Source organism: Amycolatopsis sp. A1MSW2902, from assembly GCF_017312175.1.
In the GTDB taxonomy this organism is placed as follows: domain Bacteria; phylum Actinomycetota; class Actinomycetes; order Mycobacteriales; family Pseudonocardiaceae; genus Amycolatopsis; species Amycolatopsis nivea.
In genome coordinates this window covers 4314970-4339411 of the sequence record NZ_QJPO01000001.1, presented here as the reverse complement: position 1 = coordinate 4339411, position 24442 = coordinate 4314970, and the positions used below count along the sequence as shown (strand labels likewise).

Sequence of the window (24442 nt, the reverse complement as noted above, 5' to 3'; positions counted from 1 at the left end):
GAGGTTCCGGTTGTCCCCGATTTGGCGAATAGTCTCAGACTTCGCTGTTTCCTCAGAGTTCGTCCCACTCGGCTTCTCGCTAGCCCGGCCTAAGAGTGCCTCGCTTGGCTGTACGAAGCCTGTGGGTGACAGCATCCGCAAGCCTCGGTGCGGGTGCAAGGCGAAGACCATCCCACATCCGAACCCCTTGGAGGCTGTCAAGGGGCACCCGAAGAGCCGCGTCGAGCGTCACGGTGTTTGTGCCGAGACTGTCACGCAGATCGCGAACTGGGGACGGCGTCGTCCTGAAGCCAATAATCGTGGCCGCCCATACCGCCGCCCCGGGTGTTGCCGCCGCGGACTGTCGGTGGTGACCTTACTGTGGGTACCGGCGGCCGTAAGTGTGCACGTCGTTGCGTGTTTACGACCACCGCTGGAGGGATGTGAATGGGTGACAGATCAGGAGTTGTTCTCGCGTAGTTTCCTGCGAACGTGGCTGGAGAAGCGACAGCGCGACGCGCTTGCCGAGGTGCAGCGGGTCAGTGCTGATGAGATCTTGGTGCGGCCGCACGAGCAGGTCGCCGAGGAGATCATCGACTGCTACCTGGTGCCCGAACCCTGCCTGGATCGGGACGCGATGACTGGTGAGGTCGGCGACCGGCAGGTCGATATCTCCGGCGACCCGATGCGGGTGGTGTCTAACCGGTCCCGGTCGTTCCACGTTCCCGGTAGCCGGATCGTGTTCCGGGTGCCCTACACCGGATTGACGGACGTGCTGTTTATGCAGGCCAGCACGTACTCGTTGGCTCCTCCGCACGCCAGTGTCACCGACGGGTACGTCTGCGTGTCCCGTGACGTCCCGGCCGACGTCCTGGAGCGTGATCGCGACAGCGTCGTCGCCGCGCTGAAGGCCGAGATTACGAAAATCGGCACGCACCTCGACTACAGCCGCAATGACATCGCCGCAGCGAACGAGCAGCTGCGCGCCAGCGTGGCCAGGGCCGCGCAAGCCCGGCGCGCGAAGGTGCTGGCCGACCGGGACACCGAAGCCATCCTCGGGGTTCCGCTGCACCGCGACCAGGAGGTGGTGAAGACCTACCGGGTCCAGCCCGTCTCCCGGCGGCAGGTAAAGCCGACGCGGCAGGCTCGCCCGCATCAGCCGTTCGCTCCAGAGCCGGCTATCACCGCAGACGACTTCGCGTACATCATCGGCGACATCGTCACCACCACGCGCATGTTCGAGCGGCTCGCGCTCACCTACGTTGACCAGCGAGAAGAGCGTCTCCGGGACCAGATCCTGACGGCGTTGCACAGCATCTATGGCACCGCGACCGGGGAGACGTTCAGCAAACGCGGCAAGACCGACATTTACCTGCCCCGGGACGGCGGGGCGGTGTTCCTCGCCGAGTGCAAGTGGTGGTCGGGGCCGAAGAACTTTGCTGAGCACGACCTGCCGCAGTTGTTGGATCGCTACGTCACCTGGCGTGACACGCTGGCTGCGGCGATGGACTCGCGCGGTTACGGGCAGCGCTGGGAGCTGTCCGCGGCGGCTCGCCGTACCGCGGCGGTGTTGATGCTGGCCGGTCTGCTCGGGTTGTGCGTGGGCAGTTACGGGTTGCTGGCCGCCGAACAGCACGGCTATGGGCCGCCGATGCTGGTCGCCGGTGCGGCGGTGTGCTGTCTGGGGCTGTACCTCGGCGGCAGGCGGGTCCGGCGGACGCGCTATCGGCCGGATGCCTGGTCGGTGCCGGAGTGGGCGGTCGCCGCGTCCGGTGTCGTGGTGGCCGTGCTGGTCGCGGTGGCCGATCCCGTCGTGCTGAACCCGCCGCTGCTGGCACCGGGGATGGACCTGCTGGCCTTGGCCGGGATTCTCGCCGGGTTGCTGCCCGCGGTCGTCGCACCGCCCCCGCCCGCGCTGACCGCGCGGTACCGGCCGGGAGAGCTGCGGTGATCGAGTTCTCCGAGGTGAGCATCGCCTACCGGGGAACGCCGGTGCTGCGCGACGTCTCCTTCCTCATCGGAGAGGGGGAGCTGGCACTGGTGGTGGGCCGCACGGGCTCCGGGAAATCGACGCTGCTGGGCGCGGTGAACGGGCTGGTGCCGCATTTCACCGGCGGGCGGCTGGCCGGCCGGGTCACCGTTGCGGGACGGGACACCCGCACGCACCGCCCGCGGGAATTCGCCGCGACGGTCGGGGTGGTCGGGCAGGATCCGGTCGCCGGGTTCGTCACCGACTCGGTGGAAGAGGAACTGGCCTACGGCATGGAACAGCTGGGCGTCCCGGCCGGCGTGATGCGCAAGCGGGTCGAGGAGACGATGGACCTGCTGGGCATCGCGGAGCTGCGGGACCGGCCGCTCCGCGCGCTTTCCGGCGGACAGCAGCAGCGGGCGGCGATCGGCGCGGTGCTGGCCGCCGGGCCGCGGGTGCTGGTCCTCGACGAACCGACCTCCGCACTGGATCCCGGTGCGGCCGAGGAGGTCCTGGCCGCGGTGACCCGGCTGGTCCACGACCTCGGGATCACCGTGCTGATCGCCGAACACCGGCTGGAGCGGGTGCTGCAGTACGCCGACCGGGTGCTGACCGTGGACGACGGCCGGGTGACTGTGGCCGAGCCCGCGCAGGCGATGCGGTCCGCGCCGATCGCCCCGCCGGTGGTCGCGCTGGGGCGGCTCGCCGGGTGGGATCCGTTGCCGCTGTCGGTCCGCGACGCCCGCCGTCGGGCTTCGGCCTTGCGCGCCGAACTTCCCGACGCACCAGCGCCGGTGCTGATTGAGCCGGGAGCCGGGACATTGACGAGCCGAGACGTCGTGGTCCGCTACGGCGACACGGTCGCGGTGCGGGAGGTGTCGCTGAACGTGGCAGCCGGGGAAACGGTCGCGTTGATGGGCCGCAACGGCTCGGGCAAGTCGTCGCTGCTGTGGGCGTTGCAGGGCAGCGGTCCCCGCCACCGCGGCGTGGTCACGATCCGCGGGACGGACCCGGCGGGCCTGAAGCCGGTGCCGCGGCGGGAACTCGCGGCGCTGGTCCCGCAGTCGCCGGCGGATCTGCTGTACCTGCGGACCGTCGGCGAGGAACTGGGCACTGGCCGGGCCCGCGGAATCCTGGACGAACTGGCTCCCGGCATCGACCCGGACGCGCATCCGCGCGACCTGTCCGAGGGCCAGCGCCTCGCCCTCGCGCTCGCCGTGCAGCTCGCCGCCGACCCCGCGGTGCTGCTGCTCGACGAACCGACCCGCGGCCTGGACTATCCCGGCAAGCAGCGGCTCACCGCGCTGGTGCGCGCCTTCCCCGGCGCGGTCCTGATCGCCACGCACGACGTGGAATTCGCGGCCGAGACGTGCGACCGGGCGGTGGTGCTCGCCGACGGCGAAGCGGTCGCCGACGGACCGACCGCGGACGTGGTGGTGTCTTCGCCGCTGTTCGCCCCGCAGGTGGCGAAGATCCTCGGCGGCGGGTGGCTGACCGTCGGCCAGGTAGCCGAGGCGCTGCGATGAGCCCGGTGCGGATCGGCCGCTGGTCGACGGTCATGCTGGCGGTGTCCTCGCTCCTGGGCGTCGCGGCGTTCTGCTGGCCCTTCTTCGTCGCCCCCGGTGCGCTGCTGGCCGACGCGGCCGCCGAGGCCCCGTTGCTGTTCGGCCTCCTTCTGGTGCTGGTGCTCGGGGTTCTTCTGGCGCAACTGGCCGACGGCGGGATCGACGCGAAGGTGCTGGCGCTGCTGGGAGTCCTGGCCGCGGTGAACGCTGCCCTGCGCCCGCTCGGCGCCGGCGCGGGCGGCATCGAGACGGTCTTCTTCCTGCTGGTGCTCGCCGGCCGGGTGTTCGGCCCGGGATTCGGCTTCACCCTGGGCGCGGTCTCCCTGTTCGCCTCGGCGCTGCTGACCGGCGGGATCGGGCCGTGGCTGCCGTTCCAGATGTTCGGCTGCGCCTGGGTCGGGCTGGGCGCCGGACTGCTTCCGCGAGCGAGCGGCCGCCTGGAAATCGTGCTGCTGGCGGCCTACGGCGCGGTGTCCGCGTTCGCCTACGGGCTCGCGTCGAACCTGTCGTTCTGGCCGTTCGCGCTCGGCGCGCACACCGCCCTTTCCTTCGACCCCGATGCTTCCACGCTCGCCAACCTCAGTCGCTACCTGCTCTTCGACGCGGCGACCTCGCTGGGCTGGGACACCGGCCGCGCGGTGACCAACGTCGTGGCGATCACCGCGTTCGGCCCGCTGGTCCTGGCGACGTTGCGCCGCGCCGCGCGCCGAGCCGCGTTCGAGTCACCGGTCGAATTCCGCGCCGCCCAGGGGTGAGCAGCTTCCGGGTCAGGCGCGGCTGAGCGCGCGCTGTGCCGGACCGCTGTACGTGCTCGACGGCCGGATGAGGCTGTTCGACGCCAGCTGTTCGGTGATGTGCGCGGTCCAGCCGGTGACGCGCGCGGCGACGAAGATCGGCGTGAACACCGGGGTGTCGAAGCCCATCAGGTGATACGCCGGTCCGGCGGGGTAGTCGAGGTTGGGGTGCAAGCCTTTCTCCGCGTACATTGCCCGCGCGAGAGATTCGTACCGGTCCAGCAGCCGGTGCCCGTCGCGGAGTTCGGCGACGACCTGCAGGGCCTGGCGCATTGTCGGGACGCGGGAGTCGCCCTTCTTGTAGACACGGTGCCCGAAGCCCATGATCTTGCGCTTTTCCGCCAGCGCCGTCTTGAGCCATTTCTCGGCGTTGTCCGCGGAGCCGATTTCCTCGAACGTCTCCATCACGGCTTCGTTGGCGCCGCCGTGCAGCGGTCCCTTGAGCGCGCCGATCGCCGCTGTCACCGCACTGTACAAATCGGACAGTGTCGACGTCACGACGCGCGAGGTGAAGGTGGACGCGTTGAAGCTGTGCTCGGCGTAGAGCACCAGAGACGTCTCGAACGCGCGGACGATCGCCGGTTCCGGCACCGAACCCAGCGCCAGGTAAAGGAAGTTCTCGGCGTAACCCAGATCGTCGCGCGGCTTGAGCGGGAGCAGGCCCCGGCGGCGGCGCTGGGTGAGCGCGACGACCGTCGGCAGCGCGGCGAACAGCCGGAGCGCCTTGGCCTGGTTGGCCGCGGGGCTGTTGTCGTCCTCGTCCGGGTCGTTCGCGCCGAGGATGCTCACCGCGGTGCGGAGCGTGTCCATCGGATGCGCGGACTCGGGCAGCGCGAGCAGGGTGAGGACGAGATCGTGCGACAGGGCGCGGTGGGCGCGTTCGGCCGCGTTCTGCTCGGCCAGCTGGTCCGGCGTCGGGAGTTCGCCGTGCCACAGCAGGTAAGCGACCTCCTCGAAGCTGCAGTGCGCGGCGAGGTCCTGGACCGGGTAACCACGGTAGGTCAGCGAGTTGGTGTCCGGGTTGACCATGGAGACCGCGGTGGTGTCGACGACGACTCCGGCGAGTCCTTTGCGGATAGCGGGTGCAGACATAGGTGTCCCCTTGAAGGAATGCGCGCCGGGTCAGACGCGGAAAGTGAAAACGTTCTCGTCAAACGCGTTGTATTCGGAATAGTCGAGCAGGTCGTAAAGGTCGCGGCGATGCTGCATCTGTTCGAGCAGCGACACTTGACTGCCCTCTTCGCTGATGGTGCGCAGGCCGGTTTCCGCGGCGTGCATGGCCAGCCGCAGCAGGGTCACCGGGTAGATGACCACGTTGACGCCCGCTGATTCGAGCGTTTTCGCGTCGAGGAGTTCGCTTTTCCCGAATTCGGTCATGTTCGCGAGAATCGGGATGTCGACCGCTTTCCGGAGCTTCTCGAAATCGGCGGCGTCGGCCATCGCCTCCGGGAACAGCAGGTCCGCGCCCGCGTCGGCGAATTCCTTCGCGCGGACGATCGCCTCGTCCATGCCGTGCACGGCCTTGGCGTCGGTGCGCGCGGCGATGACGAAGTTGGGATCGCGGCGCGCGTCGACCGCGGCTTTGATCCGCTTCACCGCGGTTTCGCGGTCCACGACGTCCTTGCCGTCGAGATGGCCGCACCGCTTCGGGTTCACCTGGTCCTCCAGGTGCATCCCGGCGACCCCGGCGTCCTCCAGCAGCTGGACGGTCCGCGCGGCGTTCATCGGCTCGCCGAACCCGGTGTCCGCGTCGACCAGCGTCGGCAGCGCGGTGACCCGCGAGATCTGCTGCGAGCGCCCGGCCACCTCGGTGACGGTGGTGAGCCCGATGTCCGGCAGGCCGAGATCGGCCGACAGCACCGCGCCGGAGATGTAGACGCCGTCGAAGCCACGGCGTTCGATCAGCTTCGCGCTGAGCGGGTTGAACGCGCCGGGCAGGCGCAGCAGCCGGCCGGAGTTGAGCGCCTCGCGGAATCCGGCCCGTTTCCCGGCGGCTGGGGGAGTGGCGTGGAGCATCAGAAAATCCCCTTCGTCCGCGGGCCCGCGTCGATCGCCGAGGGCAGAGCGAGTTCCCGGACCTCGTCGGCGTCCAGTTCGGACAGCCGGCTCACGGCGTCGAGGAACCGGTCCTGGTCCGCCGGTGCGATCACCCCCTCGGCGAGCGTGCGGAATTTCGCCACGTAGTGCTCGCGGGCGAACGGCCGGGCCCCGGCGGGATGGGCGTCGGCGACGGCGATCTCGTCGGTGATCGCGGTCCCGTCGGCCAGCGTGACCTCGACCCGGCCGCCGAACGCCGGCTCCGGCTCGTGGTAGCGCCGGGTCCACTCGGGATCTTCCACAGTGGACACCTTCTGCCACAGCTCCACAGTGTCCGGACGGGTCGCGCGTTCCCGGGCGTAGGAGGCTTCGTGGTGCCAGCTGCCGTCCTGCAGCGCGACCGCGAAGATGTACGGAATCGAGTGGTCGAGCGTTTCGCGGCTGGCATTCGGGTCGTACTTCTGCGGATCGTTCGCGCCGGAGCCGATCACGTAGTGCGTGTGGTGGCTCGTGTGGATCACGATCCGCTCCACCTTCCCCAGTTCGCCGAGCCGCGGCCCGAGCCTGCGGGCGAGGTCGATCAGCGCCTGGCTCTGGTACTCCGCCGAGTGCTCCTTGGGATAGGTGTCCAAAATGGACCGTTTGGCCTCGCCGGGCGCGGGCAGCGGCACGGTGTAGCGCGCTTCCGGGCCGCTGAGCAGCCACGCGAGGAAACCGTCCTCGCCCTCGTAGATCGGGCTCGGCGCGCCCTCGCCGCGCAGCGCCCGGTCGACCGCCTCGATCGCGGTCTTCCCGGCGAACGCGGGGGCGTACGCCTTCCAGGACGAGATCTCGCCCTTGCGGGACTGGCGGGTGGTCGTCGTGGTGTGCAGCGCCTGCCCGATCGCCTGGTACACGGTCTCGGTGTCCAGCCGCAGCAGCGCGCCGAGTCCGCCCGCGACCGACGGGCCGAGGTGCGCGATGTGGTCGATCTTGTGCTCGTGCAGGCAGATCCCGCGGACGAGGCTCACCTGCAGCTCGTACCCGGCGGCGATCCCGCGGACCAGATCGGCCCCGGTTCGGCCGGCGTGCTGCGCGACAGCGAGAATCGGCGGGATGTTGTCGCCCGGGTGCGAGTAGTCGGCGGCGAGGAAGGTGTCGTGGTAGTCCAGTTCGCGCACCGCGACGCCGTTGGCCCACGCGGCCCACTCCGGGGAGTACCGGCCGGAGACGCCGAACACGGCCGCGCCGGGGCTGGCCGGATGCGCGAGCGCCTGGTCGCGGGCGGCGGACACCGGCCGCCGGGACAGCGAGGCGGCGGCGACCGCGGCGTTGTCGATCACCCGGTTGACCACCATGTCGGCGACCTCGGGCAGCACCGGCACCGGATCGGTGGCGACGGACGCCAGCTTCCAGGCCAGCTGCTCCTCGCGCGGCAGCGGCTCGGCGGACCGGTAGGTGCGGACGGTGTGGTCGGTCATCGCGTTCCTTTGTGAATGTTGTGAGGCTTGACCGCCAGCGTCGCACTCGCCCGGGTGCGCGGCCAGTCCTGCGGCCGGTGAAGTGTTGTGAAGGTTTCCCTGGGAGTTGTCATAGTTGTTACAGTCAGCGTGTGGAGAAGATGTACGCCGGGGCGCGGCTGCGGCAGCTGCGCGAGGACCGGTCGCTGTCGCAATCGGACCTGGCGCGGCTGCTGGAGATCTCGCCCAGCTACGTGAACCAGCTGGAACACAACGGCCGTCCGCTGACCCTGCCGGTGTTGCTGAAGCTCACCGAGCACTTCGGCGTGGACGCCGAGTTCTTCGCGCCGCAGGACACCGCCCGCTTGGTCGCGGACGTGCGCGAGGTGTTCGCCGACGACACAGTGGACGGTGCGATCTCACCATCCGAAGTGGACGAACTGACCGCGAAACTGCCCAGTGTCGCCCACGCGATGGTCGCGCTGCACCGCCGTTACCGCGAAGCGGTCGAGAACATCGCCGCGCTCACCGCGGAGCAGGGGATGGACCAGACGTCGGTCCAGCAGCCGCACGAAAAGGTCCGTGACTGGTTCTACGCCCGTAACAACCACGTCGGCATACTGGACCAAGCTGCCGAAGGCCTCGCGACCGAGTTGCGACTTCATCCCGGTGAAGTGCGCGCGGGCCTGGTCACCGCTTTGAAGCAACGACACGGCGTGCGGGTGGCCACCGAACAGCTCGGCACTGGGCAGCACTTCTTCGACCGCCGACACAAGGTGCTGCAGCTGTCGCTGATGCTCCGGCCAGGACAGGTCGCGTTCCGGCTGGGATCCGAGCTGGCGATGCTGGAATCCGGTGCCGAGATCGACCGGCTCGCCGACAGCAGCGGATTCTCCGACGAGACCGCGCGACGGCTGCTGCGGATCGGCCTCGCCAACTACTACGCGGGCGCGCTGGTGCTCCCGTATCGGGCGTTTCTCGGCGCGGCGGAACGACTTCGCTACGACGTGACGTTGCTGTCCGGAGAGTTCGGCGTCGGCTTCGAGACCGTGTGCCATCGACTGTCCACTTTGCAGCGTCGCGGTGCGCGCGGGGTGCCGTTCTCGTTTGTCCGGGTCGATCGCGCGGGCAACGTGTCGAAACGCCAGTCGGCCACCGGATTCTACTTCTCCCGCGCGGGCGGCTCGTGTCCACTATGGATCGTTTACGAGGCGTTTTCCTCGCCGGGCCGCATTGTCACGCAGATCGCCGAACTGCCGGACGGCAAGAAGTACTTCTGGCTCGCCCGCACGGTCACGCGTGCCGCGGGCGGGCACGGCGAACCGGGCAAGACATTCGCGATCGGCCTCGGCTGCGAACTGCGGCACGCGAACCGGCTCGTGTACTCCGACGGGCTGGCGCTCGGCAAGGACGCGGCGGTGACCCCGATCGGCATGGGGTGCAAAGTGTGCGAACGCCCGGCGTGCCCGCAGCGCGCGTTCCCGGCGATCGGCCGTCCGCTGCGGGTGGCCGACCACTCAAGCAGCGTGCTGCCGTACCCGCCGCTGAGATGAGCGCGCGGGCAGCGGAAGGTCCGTGAGGGGAACCCTGAGGGAATCAGATTCCCTGTTGAGTCCCAGCTGATGTGACACAGTTTGTGTCTCTCGGCATGTGACGCACCCGGGTCGGGTGATATTCGGGGTCTGTCGCTTGATCAGCGTTGTGGTTGCCGGCCATGACGCGGTAACGGGCGAAGATGCTGCTGATGGACGCGACGTTGGTGGTTCAGGCGAAGCTGGGGAACGTGTCGGAGTGGTGCCGGGTCAACGGTGTCGACAGGCGCACGTTCTATCGGCACCGTGCCCGGATCCTTGACGAGGGGCAGTGGACCGAGCGGTCGCGGCGGCCGAAGACCTCTCCGCATGCGACGCCGGAGCCTGTGGCAGCCGAGATCGTGCGGCTGCGCACCGAACTGGTCCCGGACAACGGCGCCGACCCGATCCGGGACGCGCTGCAGGTGCTGGCCCTCGAACAAGGCTGGGACGCGCGGGGCTGGCGGGTGCCGGCGCGGGCCACGATCAACCGGATCCTGGCCCGCGCCGGTCTGCTGGAGGGCAACCCGCGCAAACGCCTGAAGGCCTCGCTGCGCCGGTTCGCCTACGCCCGCCCGCGCGACTGCTACCAGATCGACGCCACCGAGGTCGTCCTCGCCGACGGGACGAAAGCGGTGGTGTTCGACGTGCTCGACGACTGCACCCGGCTGCTGGTGGCCTGCCACGCCGCTCTGTCCGAGACCTCGGCTGCGGCTGTCGCCGCGGTCACCGCTGCCGCCGACGCCTACGGCGCACCGGGGATCGTGCTGTCCGACAACGGATCCGCGTTCACCTCCCGGCACCGCGCCAACACCAAACCCTCGGCGTTCACCAGCACCGTCACCGGCTGGGGCACCCGCCTGATCCACTCCAGCCCGTATCACCCGCAGACCTGCGGCAAAGTCGAACGCCACCACCAGACCCTCAAACGCTGGCTCGCCTGCCAGCCCGCCCAGCCCGCCACCCTGGCCGAGCTGCAGACCCTGCTCGACGCCTACCGCGAGTACTACAACACCCGCCGCCGGCACAGCGCCCTGGGCCGCCGCACCCCGCACGACACCTGGACCAGCGCCGACCACCTCGGCGGTCCCCAGCACCTGCCCGTCCAGGCCGACGCCACCGTCCACCACCTCACCGTCAACGCCCGAGGACTCGTCCAGCTCGGCCGAACCGCACGCATCCGCGTCGGCACGGCCCACGCCGGACACAACATCACCGTCATCCGCGACCACGACCGCGCAACCGCCTACACCAGCAACGGCCACCCGATCGGCCACATCCACCTCGACCACATCCACCTCGACCACGCCAAGCGCTACCAAGGCACCCTCACCCCAGCCGCCTAACATGAGACACAACAACCGAGACAACCCTGCGACAGATCAACCGAGACAAAACAGGGAATCAGATTCCCTCAGGGTGCCCCTCACGGACCGCTGGCCCTGCGGCCCAGTGCTGGTCCGGCTGGGCGGGGAAGTTTAGCGCCGGGTCCGTCGCCTGGATGAGGGGCGCGCCACTCTCGACATACTCGGACTTCCTACTTTATGGTGTCCACAGGTCCACGGTGCAGGGAAGCCGGTGCGAATCCGGCGCGGTCCCGCCACTGTGACCGGGGAGTGCCGTCCCACGCGGGAAGCAGGCCACTGGCGAGAGCCGGGAAGGCCGGGACGGGGCAGATCCGGGAGCCAGGATACCGGCCGTGGACGTCCGTGTTCGTCCACGAGGATGGAGCAGAACCGGGGTTGAGTACCAGCGGTACAGCGGTTGCCGCTAAGCCGTAATCCGCAGGTCAGCAGCAGAAGACGTTGCCGAAGGTGCCTGTGTTGACTGTGATCGCGAGCGGGCGCGGCTCGAACGCGCCCCAGGCCGGGGTGGCGTCGGTGCGGCGGGCGGGTACTCGGTCGAGGGGCTGCTGCGCGACGTCAACGGCGATCCGGTCGAGCTGCCCGAGGTGTCGCCGGTCGGGTGCCGGTGACGCACGCCGATCTTGACCAGCGCGGCTGGTAGGCGGGATCGTGCTACGGCTGACCGTGGCCTGGTTTTTCGTCCCAATAGGCCCGGGACTAAGGGACGATGAGGGGCTGAACGTGCGGGTCAGGTCCGCGCCGTGGCGAGGGTGTGGGCGGGGGTGTCTCGGCGATTGCTGCTGGTTTTGTGCACGGGTGAACTGACGCGGTGGAACATCGGCGATCCACTGGGCTGATGGAGATCGGTTCGAGGGTGCACGGCGTCGCCACTCATCGAGGCCCGTGGATCGTGGGGCCGGTCGTGATCGTCGGCGAGGACGGTCGCGGCGGTGTTGACCTGGTCCGGCAGCCGGCCAGGACGGTCCGCTCGCCCGAGTGGGACGTGATGGACCTGACGGATCTGGCAGCGCGGCAGCTGTGGTCGGTGCCGTACACGGCGGGGCAGGTCACCGAGAAGTGAAAACGCGCAGTGCCCGCCGCCCCTGAACGGCGGGCACTGCGCGTGGAACGTGCTGGTCAGCGGACGTCGGTCCAGCCGGCGTCGTTGTCCGGCGCGCAGCTCGTCGGTGATCGTCGTCCGCGTACGCGCAAGGACGGGCGTGGCATGCCGGCTCGCGGGGGCCGGCCTGATCGACGTGGCGCTGGAGGAGCTGGTGCGGGCCTGGAACGCGTCGGTGATTGCGCTCCCGGGGTTGCTCGGGCTCTGGGCGGGTTCACGTGTTTTCTGTCTTCGGGCGAGTCCTGCCCAGTCGGAGGTAGTGCCGGTGCATGCCCTCCCGGGACATCCCGCGCGCGCGGGCGAGCGTCGCGAACGACTCGCCCCGGTCGAGGCCCGCGTCGATCAGTCGCCGCTCGGCGGCGTCGAGGTCTGCGCGCACCTCCGGGACGAGCATCAGCGCGGCAGCGACGTCGGCGGCGGTGACCTCGCTCGCGGTGGGGAGCCCTGCTGCGCGGTGGGCCTCGTCGAACCCGGGCTCGCTGGAGGCGACCGCGCCGACGATCTCCACCACGCTGCCGAGGTGAGGCTGGGCGTCGTCCTCGGCCGGCGGCAGGTAGCGGCCGAGCCGGTCCAGGATCTCGCGGAGACGCTCCAGGCTGAGCCTGTTCTCAACGGGCATGGACCGGCACCGTATCCTGCGATCCGGCGGGCTGCGACGGCGAGGACGCCGGGCGGGGCTCTCCGGTCAGTCGGTGATCCCGTCGTCGACGTACAGGATCCACGAGTTCGACGGGCCGTCGGCGATGCAGGAGAAACCGGACGACCCGGGGTGCGCGTTCACGTAGCCCTGCCCGTAGGCGACGCACTCGTCCACGGTGGAATACCGGCCGTACTCGAAATACGACAGGACTCTCGCCGGACCGGCCTCCGCCTGCCGACCGAGACTCTCCGCGCCGGCCGTCCCGCCCGACACCGCCACTGCCGACGCGACGATTCCCGCTACCGCGCATGCTCGCGCGAACTTAGCGCCGCCGCGGCTGCCTTCGCCGCCACCATTCTGGAAATCATGATTACGCCCCGCTTCCCTCCGGCGCCTTTATCTGCACGACCTTTATCTGCATCCTGAGAATCTCGCGGAAATTACCGCGCATCCGAGGTTCCAGCCCGTCGGGCCGACACCTTCCGCACAAGATCCCCGTCCTCGATCCGGCGACCGCGCCCTCCTCGAGACCTCCGCGAATTCCCCCGCCGCATCAGGTGTATCGTCGCGCCGAGCCGGGAATGTCGACAAGGCTCTATTTGGGCGATATAGGATTTTGCGGTGCGGGCGGGCATGCCGCGCTAGCCGGCGTCGGCGGATGACCTACCGCACCGCCGAACGAGCGGGGCCAGGAACGACCGGCAAAGGCGGCTGGGATTTGGACCGACTCGCCGCCCTGTTCTCCGACGACGCGCACGTGCAGATCGAAGCAACCTGGGGCATCTACCAACGAATGATCGCTGCCTACCGCGAAGAGCACCGACCTCGCGGTCGTGACCTAATGGCCAACCTCATCGACTCGATCAGGCACGGCGTTCCCAAGGCCCTCATCGAGGTCATCGCGTTCGGGCGGACGCTGAACAAGCGCGCCGCCGGCGTTGCTGGTGGTACCGATCGCGAACCCGACGGCCAGATCGGCGTAGGTCTCGCCTTTGCGCAGGTGCGCGAGGATCAGGCGGCCCGCTCGCCCACGCTAAGGCACCGCCATCTGGTCCCGACCTGCTGGTTGAGTCGGCCTGGGGTGCGGTGCCGGGATTGCTCCCGGTCTGTTTCCCCCGGCCGCTCGCCGAACCCGCCGTGCCGATCTCTCGGTAGCGGGCTCTCCATCGACATCGACGGTCCGGTCTACCTGGTCGTCGACGGTCACCCCACCCGCCGTGCCAAGGTGGTGAAGCAGTTCGTCGCCGACACCGACGGTGCCTTGCGGCTGTTCGTGCTGCCCGCCTACTCCCCGCAACTAAACCTCGACGAGGGGGTCTGGAAGAACGTCAAACACGACCGGGTCGGGCGCACCGCCGCCATCGACGCCGACGAGTTCAAGTCCAAGATCCTCGGCGCGCTACGCCGCCTACAGAAGATGCCCCAGACCGTGCGCGCATTCTTCGCCGGTCCCGACCTGCGCTACATCATCGCATGATCAAGTCCATTAACCAACGATCGCCTTAGTATGTCCTGTGCCCCTACGCGACAGGTGAAGTCACGGGACCATGGGCGGCCACTGGCGGCGGTGGCAGGAATTTCCTGGATGACATCCCAATGTTCGACGATCTTTCCTCCCCCGGCACGGAAGATGTCGACAACCGCCGCCGCGGGACCCGACCCGCAACCGACTCCGCGTGAACGACAATCAGGTCGCCACCATCAACGATCTGCCCCGCGCGGGAACGGGCACCCGTCCACGCTTGTAGCCCACTGATCGCCTCCACAAATGCCATCTTACCATCAGCTACACGGGGAGCGTGCTGCCGGTGCGGATCCCCAACGTACCTCGCCGACGCCCCCGCAACGTCACTGTCAACAAATGCCTGCCGGTAGAAGTCGCTCACAATCCGCGCATTTGAACTCAAAGCGGCCGGAACGGCCGAGCTTGCAGGAGCCGTCGGCATCGCCGATGGTAGAGCGCATGCGGACGTCACAGCCAGGGCCGCGACGATCGCCGGCAACAAGAACGGTCCACGTTTCACGTGTTCCCTCACTCGAAGATAGGAATGGAACGATGCTGCGGCAATGTGCGCCGGAGATACTAGCCGGCCTCCTCGCTGCCGAATCGTTTCCGAGTTCGCCAGAATAGGGAGATTGCAATTCTTCGCATTGGATCACTAGCGGCGGCGAAAGTGCGTCACTATTACCTTGCGTCGCGGCCGCGGTGCGCACCACTTCGATAGGTCGGGGACGACTCGCCGGTTACGCGGCTACCCACGCCAGACCGTTCCACGCCGTTCGTATTCGAGCGCGGATTCCGCCTCCGCCGCAAGCCGTGTACCGAACTCACGTTCAATGAGCCACAGCCCGAGGTCGAGCCCCGAGGTGATGCCACCCGCGGTCACCAGATCACCGTCGTCGACCACCCTGGCATCAACGACACTACCGCCTTGCGCAGCCAGGTCCTCCTTCGCGCCATGGTGAGTAGTGCAAGGCCTCCCTCGCGTCAACCCCGCACCGGAGAGAACCATGACCCCCGTGCACACGCCTGCCATCACCACCCCCTGATCGTGCACATCCCGCAGGTTCCGCATGACCGCCGGGTCCCCGATCAGCTGATGCACGCCGGGCTGCTTCGGATCCGCGTACCGACTCCCCGGAACCACCAGAAGATCCACCTGCGCCGGTGACCACCCCAAATCCACGTCCAACTGCGCACCATAAGCACTGGCGACCCTCCCCGGCCGCCCGGCCGTGATCAGCCGACACTCCAGCGGAGCGCCCAGCGAAGCAGCCAGTCCCAAAACCTCGAACGGCCCCGCCCAGTCCTGCTCCTCGACACCATCGAACATCAGAACCTGAACACGAAGAGGACGGCCCTCGCCCCACGGACGACCAGGCAGCACCGCGTGCACCCAAGACTGCGACGACACTGCACCACCCGCCACCCCGGCAGCAGCCAACGAACCCAAGAACCTACGCCTGTTCATAAGCTGAGAGTCGACCACCGGGTGAGCCCAGTTCCCCACATTGATCTACATCACTTGCCTGCTCTCGATCTGCACAGGGGGCTGTCTCCCGATCGGTGGGCCCCGCACGCAATATGCTTAGAGCGTGTTTGAGAAGATCATCTTGAGGGTGTGAACACGCGCTTTTGAGGGCGGGTTGCCGGTGCGCGGCGGGCGATCCGTCGGGTGATGGTGTTGATCGCTGCCCAGCGGATCATGGCCTCCGGGGTGGCGGGGTGGCGTTCGTAGTTGCGGGCGAGACGGCGGTGCGCGGTGATCCAGGCGAAGCTGCGTTCCACGGCCCAGCGGCGCGGAATGATCGCGAAGCCGCGCTGGTCGGCGGGCTTGCGCACGATGTGCAGCGTGGTGGCGAGGATCGTCTGCGCCCACTCGAGCAGGCGCCCGGCGAAGGTGCCGTCGGCGAAGACGAACCGGACCCGGGTGCGGAGGTAGGTGTCGAGCAGGACCGGTTTGGCACCGTCGCGGTCCTGCAGCCCGGCCGAGCAGACGACCACGCACAGCAGCAGCTCGAGGGTGTCGGTGACGATGAACCGCTTCCGCCCGTTGATCTTCTTCCCTGCGTCGTAGCCGCGCGAGGTCTGGCCGACGGTGTCCGCCCCCGTTACCGTCTTCGTGGTCCTCGAAGCGGCGACCACGAACTCCTTGATCAGGAGCTGCGAAGAAGGTAACTGTGATTCTGGGCTGGCAGCCCGGCCTGGTCTGGTTGCTGTCAGGCTCGGCGTCGACTGCTCCGGCATGACTCGAAACGGTAACTGGCGATCAGAGGATCTGCCGTGCCCCCGAGATGTCTGCTGGAGCGTCGGCGTCGGCCTGGCCCACCTGATTGGCTTGATAGCAGCTCGTCCGCCGCTCGCGGCGTGACTCGTCACAGTTCTGCCACCCGGGTGACCTCTGCCCAGGCCGACGCCGCGCACACGGCTTGTCCCGCTTGGAGAAGAGGAACCACGACCGCATGACCATGCTCGCAGAACAGGTCGACGGCGTCATCGGGGTGGACACCCACCGCGACACCCTGGCCGCGGCCGTCGTCACCCCGGTCGGCGCCGTGCTCGCCCACGCCGACGTCACCGCCGATGCTCGCGGCTACCGGGAACTGCTCCGGTTCGCCCGCCGGCATGTTCCGGGCGCCCGGTGCTGGGCGTTGGAGGGCGCCGGCAGCTACGGTGCCGGCCTGGCGGCGTTCCTCGACGCCGAAGGCGAACGCGTTGTCGAGGTCTGCAGGCCGAAACGCCCGGCCCAGCGCGGCGGTCGCAAGACCGATCGCATCGACGCTGTCCGCGCGGCACGCGAAGCACTGGCCAGCGAACAGCTGATCCATCCTCGCCGCCGAGGAGAACGCGAAGCCTTGCGCGTGCTGCTGACCACCCGTCACAGCGCGGTGCTGGCGGCCACGGCCGCGATCAACCACCTCAAGGCGCTGATCGTCTCCGCTCCCGAGGATCTGAGGTCGGGGTTGCGGGGCAAGTCCAGTTCGGCCCAGATCGCCTGCTGCGCCGAACTAAACGACTCGCCAGACGGTTCGCTGGAGCTTCGCATGACGATCCGGGCGCTGCGTTCAGCCGCCCGGCGAGTCCTGACCCTGCGCGCCGAGGCGAAGGACTTGGAGACCGAACTCGCGATTCTGGTCGAGCGGATCGCTCCCGAGTTGCTCAACCTGGCCGGCGTCGGCTCGATCAGCGCTGCCCAGATCCTCATCAGCTGGTCTCACTCGGGCCGGTTCCGCTCTGAAGCCGCGTTCGCCGCCTTCGCGGGCGCCGCACCAATCCCGGCCTCATCCGGGATGACCCACCGGCACCGCCTCAACCGCGGTGGAGACCGGCAGCTCAACCGGGCGCTGCACACGATCACGATGATCCGCATGCGCGTCGACCCCGCAACCAAGGCCTACATCGCCAAACGCGCCGCCGAGGGCAAGACGTCACGCGACGCGCAACGATGCATCAAACGCGCCCTCGCCCGCACGATCTTCAAACTTCTCGAACGGACCACACCCGAATACCCCGTCCGCGAATCGCAGACCCGCACCATCGCGGCTTGACACGACATAGCAGCCTCGGGGGCTCCGCGCCGGATCGCCTCGTCCGAGCAGGGCGCGCTCGTAGCCCGGCTCGGACGCGTCCAGTGCATTCGCGACGAGCGCGAGGTTGCGGAATTTGTGTGGCGTTCTGGAGCTGCACGCGTATTTCGCCGAACTGGGCAAGGGTTTGCTTCTGAGAATGTTGCCCTTGAGAGTCATGGGCCTCGGTGCCGGCTTGCGCCTAGACCCGCTCGCCGGGTCGATGGAAGAGCCGGCGAAGTGGCCCGACGCGACGCCTGGCCGCAGTCGCCGCGTCGCTCCGCGCCGTCCGGACGGTGGTTCTACCCTGCCCTGCCCGGCACAAGCAGTAGTCTCCGGCGCGGAGCCTTCTCCGGCGGTCGCGGGTTCCGTGCGGGTTCCGGAAAACCCGGCTCCCTGGGCGAGGATCGGGGCCGCGGAGATGTCTTTCCCTCGGAATATGGTTAGGCTAACCTTTGTGTTGCTGTCCGTTTCGTAGCGAAAGCTGGTTCCGCATGACCGTCGATCTCCTCGGCGCCGAGCCGACCGTGCACTTCGAGGCCGAGGTGCTCGCCGTGGCTCCGCTCGGCGAGAGCCTGGTCCGGGTGACGTTCGGCGGTCCGGGGATGCGGGACGTGACGACGTGCGGACCGGGCCAGCGGGTCAAGATCTTCCTGTCCCGGGAGCCGGGTGCGGACCCGCGGGTGCCGACCGGCGAGGACTGGTATCGACGCTACCGCGAGATTCCCGAGTCGGATCGCCCGTACATGCGCACCTACACGATCCGTGCCGCGCGGCCGGGCGAGATCGACGTCGACTTCGTGCGGCACGGCGACAGCGGTCCGGCGACGCGCTGGGCCGCCGCGGTGAAGCCGGGCGACCGAGTCGTCGTCTACGGCCCGAACGCGAGGTTCGAGGACGACGGCGACCCTGCCCGGCGGGGCGCGGATTACGGTGCTCCGGCCGACGCGAGCTGGCAGCTGATCGCCGGCGACGAGACCGCGCTGCCCGCGATCGGCGGCATCGTGGAGAGCCTGGCCCCGGGGCAGCGGGCTTACGTCTTCGCCGAGGTGCCGGTCGCGGCCGACCGGCAGGAGTGGCAGACCGACGGCGACGTCACCGTGACCTGGTTGCCGCGCGACGGCGCTCCGGCCGGGACGAGCGCGGCATTGCTCGCCGCGGTGCGCGAAGCGGAGCTGCCCGCCGAGCCCGGTTACGCGTGGCTGGCGGGGGAAGCGCGGCAGGTGCGGGATCTGCGCCGGCACTTGGTCGGCGAACGCGGGATGGACCGCAAGCGCATCGATTTCTGCGGGTACTGGCGCTACGGGAAGTCCGAGGACGCCCCGTTCGAGCCGGAACCGCGGGACTGAGGCCCGCTGACGTGAGGAATGCGGTGGAAACGACGACGCCGCGCGCCGCCGTCCGGCTGCTGGGGCACTGCCTGCGCACCCAGTGGAAACACGTGCTGCCCGCGATCGCCGGGGGCGCGGTCTTCCAGCTTTCCTCGGTGATTTTCCCGCTCTGCGTGGAAAAAGCCATCGACCAGGGCATCAACGCCGGGGACCAGGCGGCGACGCTGCGGTGGGCGCTGGCCATCGTCGGGGCGGCGGCGCTGCTGGTGGCCGGGCTCGCGCTGATGCAGTGGCAGATCACCGTCGCGGCGGTCTCCGCGTCGAACGGGCTGCGGGCCGCGCTGCTGGACCACGGGCTGCGGATGGACCGCCGCGGCCTGGCCCGGTTCGGCCGCGGCGATCTCGCCACCCGCGGCACCCGCGATGTCGATTTCGTGCACCACTGGCTGGCCGGATTCGCCTCGATGGTCACCGGGCTGGGCGGATTCGCGGTCATCCTGGTGCTGATCGGACGGCTGGACGGCCTGCTCGCGCTGGTCGGCCTGGCGACCGTGCCCGCGCTGGTCGCGCTGAACATCGTGCTGCCCCGGCGGTTCTCGGCGGCCAACAACCGGCTTTCGGCCGCGCACGGGGCGCGCGCCGACTCGGTCGAGGAACTGCTTTCCGCGAGTGTGGCGGTGCGCGGGATCGGCGGCTTCGGGCCGCTGCTGGACCGGCACGCCGAGCACAGCCGGACGGTCGCCGAGGAGACGGTCGCGACCGCGAAGGCGGCGGCGAACTGGGCCGCCACCGGGCCGTTCGTCCCGGGTCTCGCCACCGCGGCCGGGCTGCTGGCCGGCGGCTGGGCGGCGATCGACGGGGCGTTGACGGTCGGCGGGCTGGTCGCGTTCACGACGTGGATGGCGATGCTGGGCATGTGGGTCGGGGTGCTCACCGACCGGTTCACCCAGCTCGGCGAGGCGCTGACGGCGGGACGGCGGATCGCCGAGGTCCTGGCCGCGCCGGCGGCCGCGGACGCGGGGCAGCCGCTGCCGGGACCGGCGGCTCTGGTCGCGTCGGGAGCGGTGGCCCGCCCGGGGCCGGACCGGACGATCGGGCCGTTCGACCTCACGGTCGCTCCGGGGGAGTTCGTCGCGGTGTCCGGCGCGATGGGCTCGGGCAAATCGACGTTGCTGCGGATGCTGGCGGGCTGGACCGACCCGGACGCGGGTGCCGTCCGCTACGGCGGGGTCGACCTGCGCACGGCCGCGCGCGGAGAGATCCGGCGGCGGCTGGTTTTCGTGCCGCAGCGTCCCGCCCTGCTTTCCGGGACGATCCGCGAAAACCTGATGCTGGGGCGACCGAAGCTGACCGGGCAAGAGCTTCGTTCGGCTTGCGCGGCGGCGGCGATTCACGATCATCTCGAGAGCCTGCCGAAGGGCTACGACACGGAAACCGGCGAAGGCGGAGCCACGTTGTCGGGCGGCCAGTTGCAGCGGCTGGCGCTGGCGCAGGCGTTCCTGCACGGCGCCGACGTGCTGTTGCTGGACGACGTGACCTCGGCGGTGGACGCGACGACCGAACAGCGGATTCTCGCCGGGCTGCGCGAATGGCTGGACGCCGGCGAGGGCCGGGCCGTGGTGTTCGCCGGGCACCGGAGCGCGGTCGCCGAAGCGGCCGACCGCGTGGTGGCGCTGCCCGCCGGGGCGGTTCCGGACGCGGTGGGAGCTTGCCGTGCCTGACTTGACGCACAACGCGGGCCGCGGTTCCCGCAGGGGAGCGCCCGATGTCTGAAGCGCCGCTGCTGAGCGAAAAACCGCGTCTGCGCGGGGTGCTGCGCCGGACCGTTCCGTTCCTCCGGCCGCACCGCGGCGTCCTGGCCGCGGCGATCGGCCTCGGGACCGCCGCGACGCTGGCGCTGACGCTGGTCCCGTCGGTCGTCGGGTGGGCGGTCGACCGGGTCGCCGGCCGCGACGTCGAAGGGCTCGGGTTCGCCGCCGCGGCGTTCGTCGGGCTCGTGCTCGCCCGGCTGATCCTCTTGCGCAGCGGGGAGATCTGGCTCGCCAAAGCGGGCGAACGGGTGGTCAAGAGCCTGCGCGACCTCGTCGTGTCGCGGCTGGCCACCGCGCCGTTGCGGTTCTTGGAAGCGCAGCGTTCCGGCGACCTGCTCCGCCGCAGCACCACCGAGATCGCCGACCTCGCCTCGTTCGTGCGCGGAGACCTCCCGGACCTGCTTTCGGTGACCGGCTATCTCCTGTTCACCACGATCCTGCTGCTCGTGTACTCGTGGCAGCTCACGCTCGTGGTCGTGCTGGTCTTCCTGCCGCTGTCGGTGCTGGTCATGCGGTGGTTCCAGCGCGGAGCCGGTCCCGCCTTCGCCGCCGAGGCCGCTGCGCAGGCGGCGGTCGCCGCCACCTACCGGGAAGGCTTGCAGGCCCGGGAGGCGATCGTCTCGCGCGGGGCGGAGGACCAGTGGCGCGAACGCTTCGACCGAGACGCGGCCGAGGTGCGCAAGACCGCGCTGCGCACGGAGTTCGTCGTTCTCCGCACCGGCGGGGTCACCCTGGCCCAGAGCGTCGCCGACGCGACGGTCCTCGTCTTCGGCGGCGGGCTCGTGCTCGCCTGGGGCCTGCCGCTGAGCACCGTCGCGGTGTTCGTCGTCGCCATGCGGCAGCTGTTCGACTCCACCAACCAGCTGACGACCCTGATCGGGCAGCTGCAGACTTCGCGCACCGGCCTCGCCCGGCTGCTCGACCTGCTCGACCTCGCCGAGCGGCCCGCGGGCTCCTGGCGCGTAGCCGACGTGCCCGAACGCGGCGTGCTCGAAGCGTCCGCAGTGGCCTTCCAGTACACCGCGGGCGTTCCCGTGCTCACCGGGGTGTCGTGCACGTTCCCGGCGGGCTCGCGCACCGGGCTCGTCGGGCCGACCGGGTCGGGCAAGACCACGCTCGCGAAGATCCTCACCGGGCTGTACCCGGTCGACGGCGGCTGCGTGCGCTACGCGGGCGTACCGCTGGACGAGATCGAGCCGGACCTGCTGCGCCGCCGGATCATGCTGGTGCCGCAACGGGTGCACCTCGTCGCGGGCACCCTGCGGGACAACATCCGGCTCGTTCCCGATCCGCCGCCGGACGAGCGCATCGCGCGGGCGCTCGAAGAGCTGGGCCTGCGCGAATGGGCGGCGAATCTGCCCGCCGGGCTCGACACCCCGGCCGGCGACGCCCTTTCCGCGGGCGAACGGCAGCTGGTCGGGCTGATCCGGGCCGCGCTGGTGGATCCGGCGGTGCTCGTGCTCGACGAGGCCACCGCGGACGTCGATCCGGCGACCGGGGACCGGATCGAGCGGGCGCTGGACCGGTTGCACGCCGGCCGTTCCCTGATCGTCGTCGCGCACCGGCAGTCGACCATCGACCGGCTGCCCGCGGCGGTGCGCCTGGAATCCGGCCGGGTGCTGGCGGGTGAACGATGACCGCGGTGTCGCCGGCCCCGCCGGGCAATGCCCGGCGGCGGCTCACCACGCTCCGGATCGCCGGGCTGGTCGTCATCCTGGCCCTGGTGCTCGCGGCGATGCTCGTCAGCGTCGCCGTCGGGGCCAAGCACCTGCTGATCGGCGTGGTGTGGGACGCCCTCTTCCATTTTGACGGCTCGTACGACGCGAACCTGGTCTGGGACCAGCGGATCCCGCGCACGCTGCTGGGCGCGCTGGTCGGGGCCGCGCTCGGCGGGGCCGGGGCGCTCATGCAGGCGGTGACGCGCAATCCGCTGGCCGATCCCGTGCTGTTCGGCGTCGAGGCGGGCGCGTCGGTGGCCGTCGTGACCGCGATTTCCTTCCTCGGGGTCGCCAGCCTTTCCGGCTACGTCTGGTTCGCCCTCGCCGGCGCGGCGGCGACCAGCGTGCTCGTCTACGTCCTCGGCGCCAGCAGCCGCGGCGGGGCGACCCCGGTGCGGCTCGCGCTGGCGGGCACGGTGGTGACGGCCGTGCTGACCGGCGTGATCACCGCGTTCACCACGATGCACGCGAAAACGTGGCAGGTCATGCGGTTCTGGACGATCGGCTCGCTGGTCAACCGCGGCTACGACGTGCTGTGGGAGGTGCTGCCCTTCATCGCCGCCGGCGCCGTGCTCGGGCTCGCGGTCACCGGAGCGCTCAACGCGCTGGCGCTCGGCGACGACGCGGGCCGGGCGCTGGGCGCGCACGCCGGGCGGACCCGGATCCTCAGCATGCTCGCCATCGTCCTGCTGTGCGGCGGAGCGACCGCCGCCGCGGGACCGATCGGGTTCGTCGGCCTCGCCGTGCCGCACGCGGTGCGCGCGATCGTCGGCCCGGACAACCGGTGGGTGGTGCCGTATTCGATGGTTGTCGCCCCGCTGCTGGTGGTGGGCGCCGACGTGGTCGGCCGGGTGGTCCTGCCGACCGGGGAACTGGAGGCGGGTGTGGTGACTGCGGTGATCGGCGCTCCGGTGTTCATCCACCTGGTCCGCCGGAAACGGCCGGCGAAACTGTGACCGCGACCGCGAATCGCCAGTGGACGGTCCGCTCCGGACGGGTTTCCCTGCGGGTGCACCGGCGGACCGCCGTCGTGGCGGCCGCGCTTGCCGTGCTGTGCCTCGGGGCGGTGCTGGCCAGCCTGCTGTCCGGGCAGTACGAGATCAGTGTGTCCGGCGTTTTCCGCGCGCTGGGCGGGCACGGAACGCTGCAGCAGCGGTACTTCGTCAACGACGTCCGGCTGCCGCGGGTGCTGGTCGCGCTCCTCGTCGGCGCGGCGCTGGCGGCGAGCGGGGCGATTTTCCAGAGCCTGTCGGCGAATCCGCTGGGCAGCCCGGACATCGTCGGGTTCAACAGCGGCGCGACCGCCGGGGCGCTGATCTGCCTGGTGCTGCTGCACGATTCGGGGCTGCTCGCCACCGGGATCGGCGCGGTCGGCGGGGGCGGGGCCGTCGCCGTGCTGGTCTACCTGCTGGCGTATCGGGGCGGGGTGGGCGGGTACCGGCTGATCCTCGTCGGCGTCGGGATCAACGCGCTGCTCGGCGCGGGCATCGCCTATCTGCTGAGCCGGGCGGAGCTGAACGATTCGCTCAACGCGCAGATCTGGCTGGTCGGGAGCCTCAACGGCCGCGGGTGGGACCAGGTGCGGATCCTGCTGGTCGTGCTGGCCGTGGTGCTGCCCGTCGCGTTCTCGCTGAGCCGGGCGCTGCTGACGCTGGAGATCGGCGAGGAGCCGGCGACGTCGCTCGGCTTGTCCGTGGGTTCGGTGCGGCGCTGGGCGGTCGTGGTGTCGGTGGTGCTCAGCGCGGCGGCGATCGTCTGCGCCGGGCCGATTTCGTTCGTGGCGCTGGCCGCGCCGCAGGCGGCGAAACGGCTGGCCCGCTCCGCCGGGCCTTCGCTGGTGGTCTCGGCGCTGACCGGCGCGTGCCTGCTGGCGCTGGCCGATTTGCTCGCGCAGCGGCTCATCGCGGGCGCCCAGCTGCCGGTGGGCGTGACCACGCTCGTGCTCGGCGGGCTGTACCTCGGCTGGCTGCTCGTCGGCGAAGTCCGCAAGGGTCGTGCCTGAACGGAAAATGCCGCCGTCGTCACTTTTCTGGCCTATGGCTGGATGCGTCCAAT

20 protein-coding genes, 1 pseudogene and 1 riboswitch are annotated in these 24442 nt (G+C 69.9%); of the genes and pseudogenes, 14 read left to right on the top strand and 7 right to left on the bottom strand.

The window, feature by feature from the left end; genetic code table 11:
* Window positions 1-430: 430 nt before the first annotated feature.
* Genes DMP23_RS19860 through DMP23_RS19850 form a run of 3 tightly spaced genes read left to right on the top strand, consistent with a single transcriptional unit; the run spans window position 431 to window position 4268 of the window.
* Entirely contained in the window at window positions 431-1930 is a 1500-nt protein-coding gene (locus DMP23_RS19860) for a hypothetical protein (protein WP_337822046.1), read from the top strand.
* Window positions 1927-3474 (top strand): ABC transporter ATP-binding protein, encoded by a 1548-nt coding sequence (locus DMP23_RS19855; protein ID WP_337822045.1) that lies wholly within the window; start codon window positions 1927-1929, stop codon window positions 3472-3474. The genes DMP23_RS19860 and DMP23_RS19855 overlap by 4 nt, the downstream gene beginning before the upstream one ends.
* Window positions 3471-4268 carry an ECF transporter S component gene (locus DMP23_RS19850; RefSeq protein WP_337822044.1) on the top strand — a complete coding sequence of 266 codons (798 nt, stop codon included), beginning with the start codon at window positions 3471-3473 and terminating at the stop codon, window positions 4266-4268. The genes DMP23_RS19855 and DMP23_RS19850 overlap by 4 nt, the downstream gene beginning before the upstream one ends.
* Window positions 4269-4280: 12 nt before the next feature.
* Here DMP23_RS19850 and DMP23_RS19845 read toward each other — a convergent pair whose 3' ends face one another.
* From DMP23_RS19845 to DMP23_RS19835, 3 genes are read right to left on the bottom strand one after another with little or no spacing between them, the layout of a single operon-like run.
* The gene (locus DMP23_RS19845) at window positions 4281-5399 is read right to left on the bottom strand and encodes a bifunctional 2-methylcitrate synthase/citrate synthase (RefSeq protein WP_337822043.1); all 1119 of its coding nucleotides are present in this window, start codon (window positions 5397-5399) and stop codon (window positions 4281-4283) included.
* Window positions 5400-5429: 30 nt separating this feature from the next.
* Complete coding sequence (prpB, locus tag DMP23_RS19840) at window positions 5430-6323, bottom strand: methylisocitrate lyase (protein WP_337822042.1); 894 nt, start codon at window positions 6321-6323, stop codon at window positions 5430-5432.
* Complete coding sequence (locus DMP23_RS19835) at window positions 6323-7804, bottom strand: MmgE/PrpD family protein (RefSeq protein ID WP_337822041.1); 1482 nt, start codon at window positions 7802-7804, stop codon at window positions 6323-6325. Before DMP23_RS19835 ends, prpB begins: the two co-directional genes overlap by 1 nt.
* Window positions 7805-7935: 131 nt before the next feature.
* Between DMP23_RS19835 and DMP23_RS19830 the strand changes: the two genes are divergently transcribed.
* From DMP23_RS19830 to DMP23_RS19820, 3 genes are all read left to right on the top strand, one after another.
* Entirely contained in the window at window positions 7936-9336 is a 1401-nt protein-coding gene (locus DMP23_RS19830) for a helix-turn-helix domain-containing protein (protein WP_337822040.1), read from the top strand.
* A gap of 191 nt (window positions 9337-9527) precedes the next feature.
* Window positions 9528-10700, top strand: coding sequence for an integrase core domain-containing protein (locus tag DMP23_RS19825; protein WP_337822039.1), 1173 nt, complete (start codon window positions 9528-9530; stop codon window positions 10698-10700).
* A 191-nt stretch (window positions 10701-10891) separates the two neighbouring features.
* Window positions 10892-11070: riboswitch (cobalamin riboswitch) on the top strand.
* A 486-nt stretch (window positions 11071-11556) separates the two neighbouring features.
* A complete protein-coding gene (locus DMP23_RS19820) occupies window positions 11557-11781 on the top strand; it encodes a hypothetical protein (protein WP_337822038.1) in 225 nt (74 codons plus the stop codon).
* A 253-nt stretch (window positions 11782-12034) separates the two neighbouring features.
* Here the strand turns inward: DMP23_RS19820 and DMP23_RS19815 are convergent, their stop codons facing one another.
* A complete protein-coding gene (locus DMP23_RS19815) occupies window positions 12035-12439 on the bottom strand; it encodes a hypothetical protein (RefSeq protein WP_337822037.1) in 405 nt (134 codons plus the stop codon).
* A 66-nt stretch (window positions 12440-12505) separates the two neighbouring features.
* Complete coding sequence (locus DMP23_RS19810; RefSeq protein ID WP_337822036.1) at window positions 12506-12733, bottom strand: hypothetical protein; 228 nt, start codon at window positions 12731-12733, stop codon at window positions 12506-12508.
* Between the two features lie 448 nt (window positions 12734-13181).
* On the opposite strand from DMP23_RS19810, the pseudogene DMP23_RS19805 reads away from it, so the two are divergent.
* Both DMP23_RS19805 and DMP23_RS19795 read left to right on the top strand, forming a co-directional pair.
* Window positions 13182-13418, top strand: a pseudogene (locus DMP23_RS19805) (ISL3 family transposase); the annotation flags it as partial.
* 42 nt (window positions 13419-13460) lie between these two features.
* Window positions 13461-13937 (top strand): transposase, encoded by a 477-nt coding sequence (locus tag DMP23_RS19795; protein WP_443111350.1) that lies wholly within the window; start codon window positions 13461-13463, stop codon window positions 13935-13937.
* A gap of 775 nt (window positions 13938-14712) precedes the next feature.
* Here DMP23_RS19795 and DMP23_RS19790 read toward each other — a convergent pair.
* Both DMP23_RS19790 and DMP23_RS19785 read right to left on the bottom strand, forming a co-directional pair.
* A complete protein-coding gene (locus DMP23_RS19790) occupies window positions 14713-15432 on the bottom strand; it encodes a DJ-1/PfpI family protein (RefSeq protein WP_337822034.1) in 720 nt (239 codons plus the stop codon).
* 137 nt (window positions 15433-15569) lie between these two features.
* Complete coding sequence (locus DMP23_RS19785; RefSeq protein ID WP_443111276.1) at window positions 15570-16208, bottom strand: transposase; 639 nt, start codon at window positions 16206-16208, stop codon at window positions 15570-15572.
* Window positions 16209-16423: 215 nt separating this feature from the next.
* Between DMP23_RS19785 and DMP23_RS19780 the strand changes: the two genes are divergently transcribed.
* From DMP23_RS19780 to DMP23_RS19755, 6 genes are all read left to right on the top strand, one after another.
* Entirely contained in the window at window positions 16424-17509 is a 1086-nt protein-coding gene (locus tag DMP23_RS19780; RefSeq protein WP_337822032.1) for an IS110 family transposase, read from the top strand.
* Between the two features lie 512 nt (window positions 17510-18021).
* Window positions 18022-18876: a siderophore-interacting protein gene (locus tag DMP23_RS19775; protein ID WP_337822031.1), complete on the top strand. Its 855-nt coding sequence runs from the start codon at window positions 18022-18024 to the stop codon at window positions 18874-18876.
* A 23-nt stretch (window positions 18877-18899) separates the two neighbouring features.
* Window positions 18900-20579, top strand: a complete 1680-nt coding sequence (locus tag DMP23_RS19770) for an ABC transporter ATP-binding protein (RefSeq protein WP_337822030.1) — start codon at window positions 18900-18902, stop codon at window positions 20577-20579.
* Between the two features lie 44 nt (window positions 20580-20623).
* Window positions 20624-22306 carry an ABC transporter ATP-binding protein gene (locus DMP23_RS19765; RefSeq protein ID WP_337822029.1) on the top strand — a complete coding sequence of 561 codons (1683 nt, stop codon included), beginning with the start codon at window positions 20624-20626 and terminating at the stop codon, window positions 22304-22306.
* A complete protein-coding gene (locus DMP23_RS19760) occupies window positions 22303-23343 on the top strand; it encodes a FecCD family ABC transporter permease (RefSeq protein ID WP_337822028.1) in 1041 nt (346 codons plus the stop codon). The genes DMP23_RS19765 and DMP23_RS19760 overlap by 4 nt, the downstream gene beginning before the upstream one ends.
* Entirely contained in the window at window positions 23340-24389 is a 1050-nt protein-coding gene (locus DMP23_RS19755; protein ID WP_337822027.1) for a FecCD family ABC transporter permease, read from the top strand. The genes DMP23_RS19760 and DMP23_RS19755 overlap by 4 nt, the downstream gene beginning before the upstream one ends.
* Window positions 24390-24442 lie beyond the last annotated feature (53 nt).

Bases quoted from the DNA above. Each gene is read 5' to 3' on its own strand.
- DMP23_RS19825 (WP_337822039.1), top strand. From the start codon at position 9,528: ATGGACGCGACGTTGGTGGTTCAGGCGAAGCTGGGGAACGTGTCGGAG.
- DMP23_RS19820 (WP_337822038.1), top strand. From the start codon at position 11,557: ATGGAGATCGGTTCGAGGGTGCACGGCGTCGCCACTCATCGAGGCCCG.
- prpB (WP_337822042.1), bottom strand. From the start codon at position 6,323: ATGCTCCACGCCACTCCCCCAGCCGCCGGGAAACGGGCCGGATTCCGC.
- DMP23_RS19845 (WP_337822043.1), bottom strand. From the start codon at position 5,399: ATGTCTGCACCCGCTATCCGCAAAGGACTCGCCGGAGTCGTCGTCGAC.
- DMP23_RS19850 (WP_337822044.1), top strand. From the start codon at position 3,471: ATGAGCCCGGTGCGGATCGGCCGCTGGTCGACGGTCATGCTGGCGGTG.
- DMP23_RS19835 (WP_337822041.1), bottom strand. From the start codon at position 7,804: ATGACCGACCACACCGTCCGCACCTACCGGTCCGCCGAGCCGCTGCCG.
- DMP23_RS19790 (WP_337822034.1), bottom strand. From the start codon at position 15,432: ATGAACAGGCGTAGGTTCTTGGGTTCGTTGGCTGCTGCCGGGGTGGCG.
- DMP23_RS19760 (WP_337822028.1), top strand. From the start codon at position 22,303: ATGACCGCGGTGTCGCCGGCCCCGCCGGGCAATGCCCGGCGGCGGCTC.
- DMP23_RS19785 (WP_443111276.1), bottom strand. From the start codon at position 16,208: ATGCCGGAGCAGTCGACGCCGAGCCTGACAGCAACCAGACCAGGCCGG.
- DMP23_RS19765 (WP_337822029.1), top strand. From the start codon at position 20,624: ATGTCTGAAGCGCCGCTGCTGAGCGAAAAACCGCGTCTGCGCGGGGTG.
- DMP23_RS19775 (WP_337822031.1), top strand. From the start codon at position 18,022: ATGACCGTCGATCTCCTCGGCGCCGAGCCGACCGTGCACTTCGAGGCC.
- DMP23_RS19780 (WP_337822032.1), top strand. From the start codon at position 16,424: ATGACCATGCTCGCAGAACAGGTCGACGGCGTCATCGGGGTGGACACC.
- DMP23_RS19815 (WP_337822037.1), bottom strand. From the start codon at position 12,439: ATGCCCGTTGAGAACAGGCTCAGCCTGGAGCGTCTCCGCGAGATCCTG.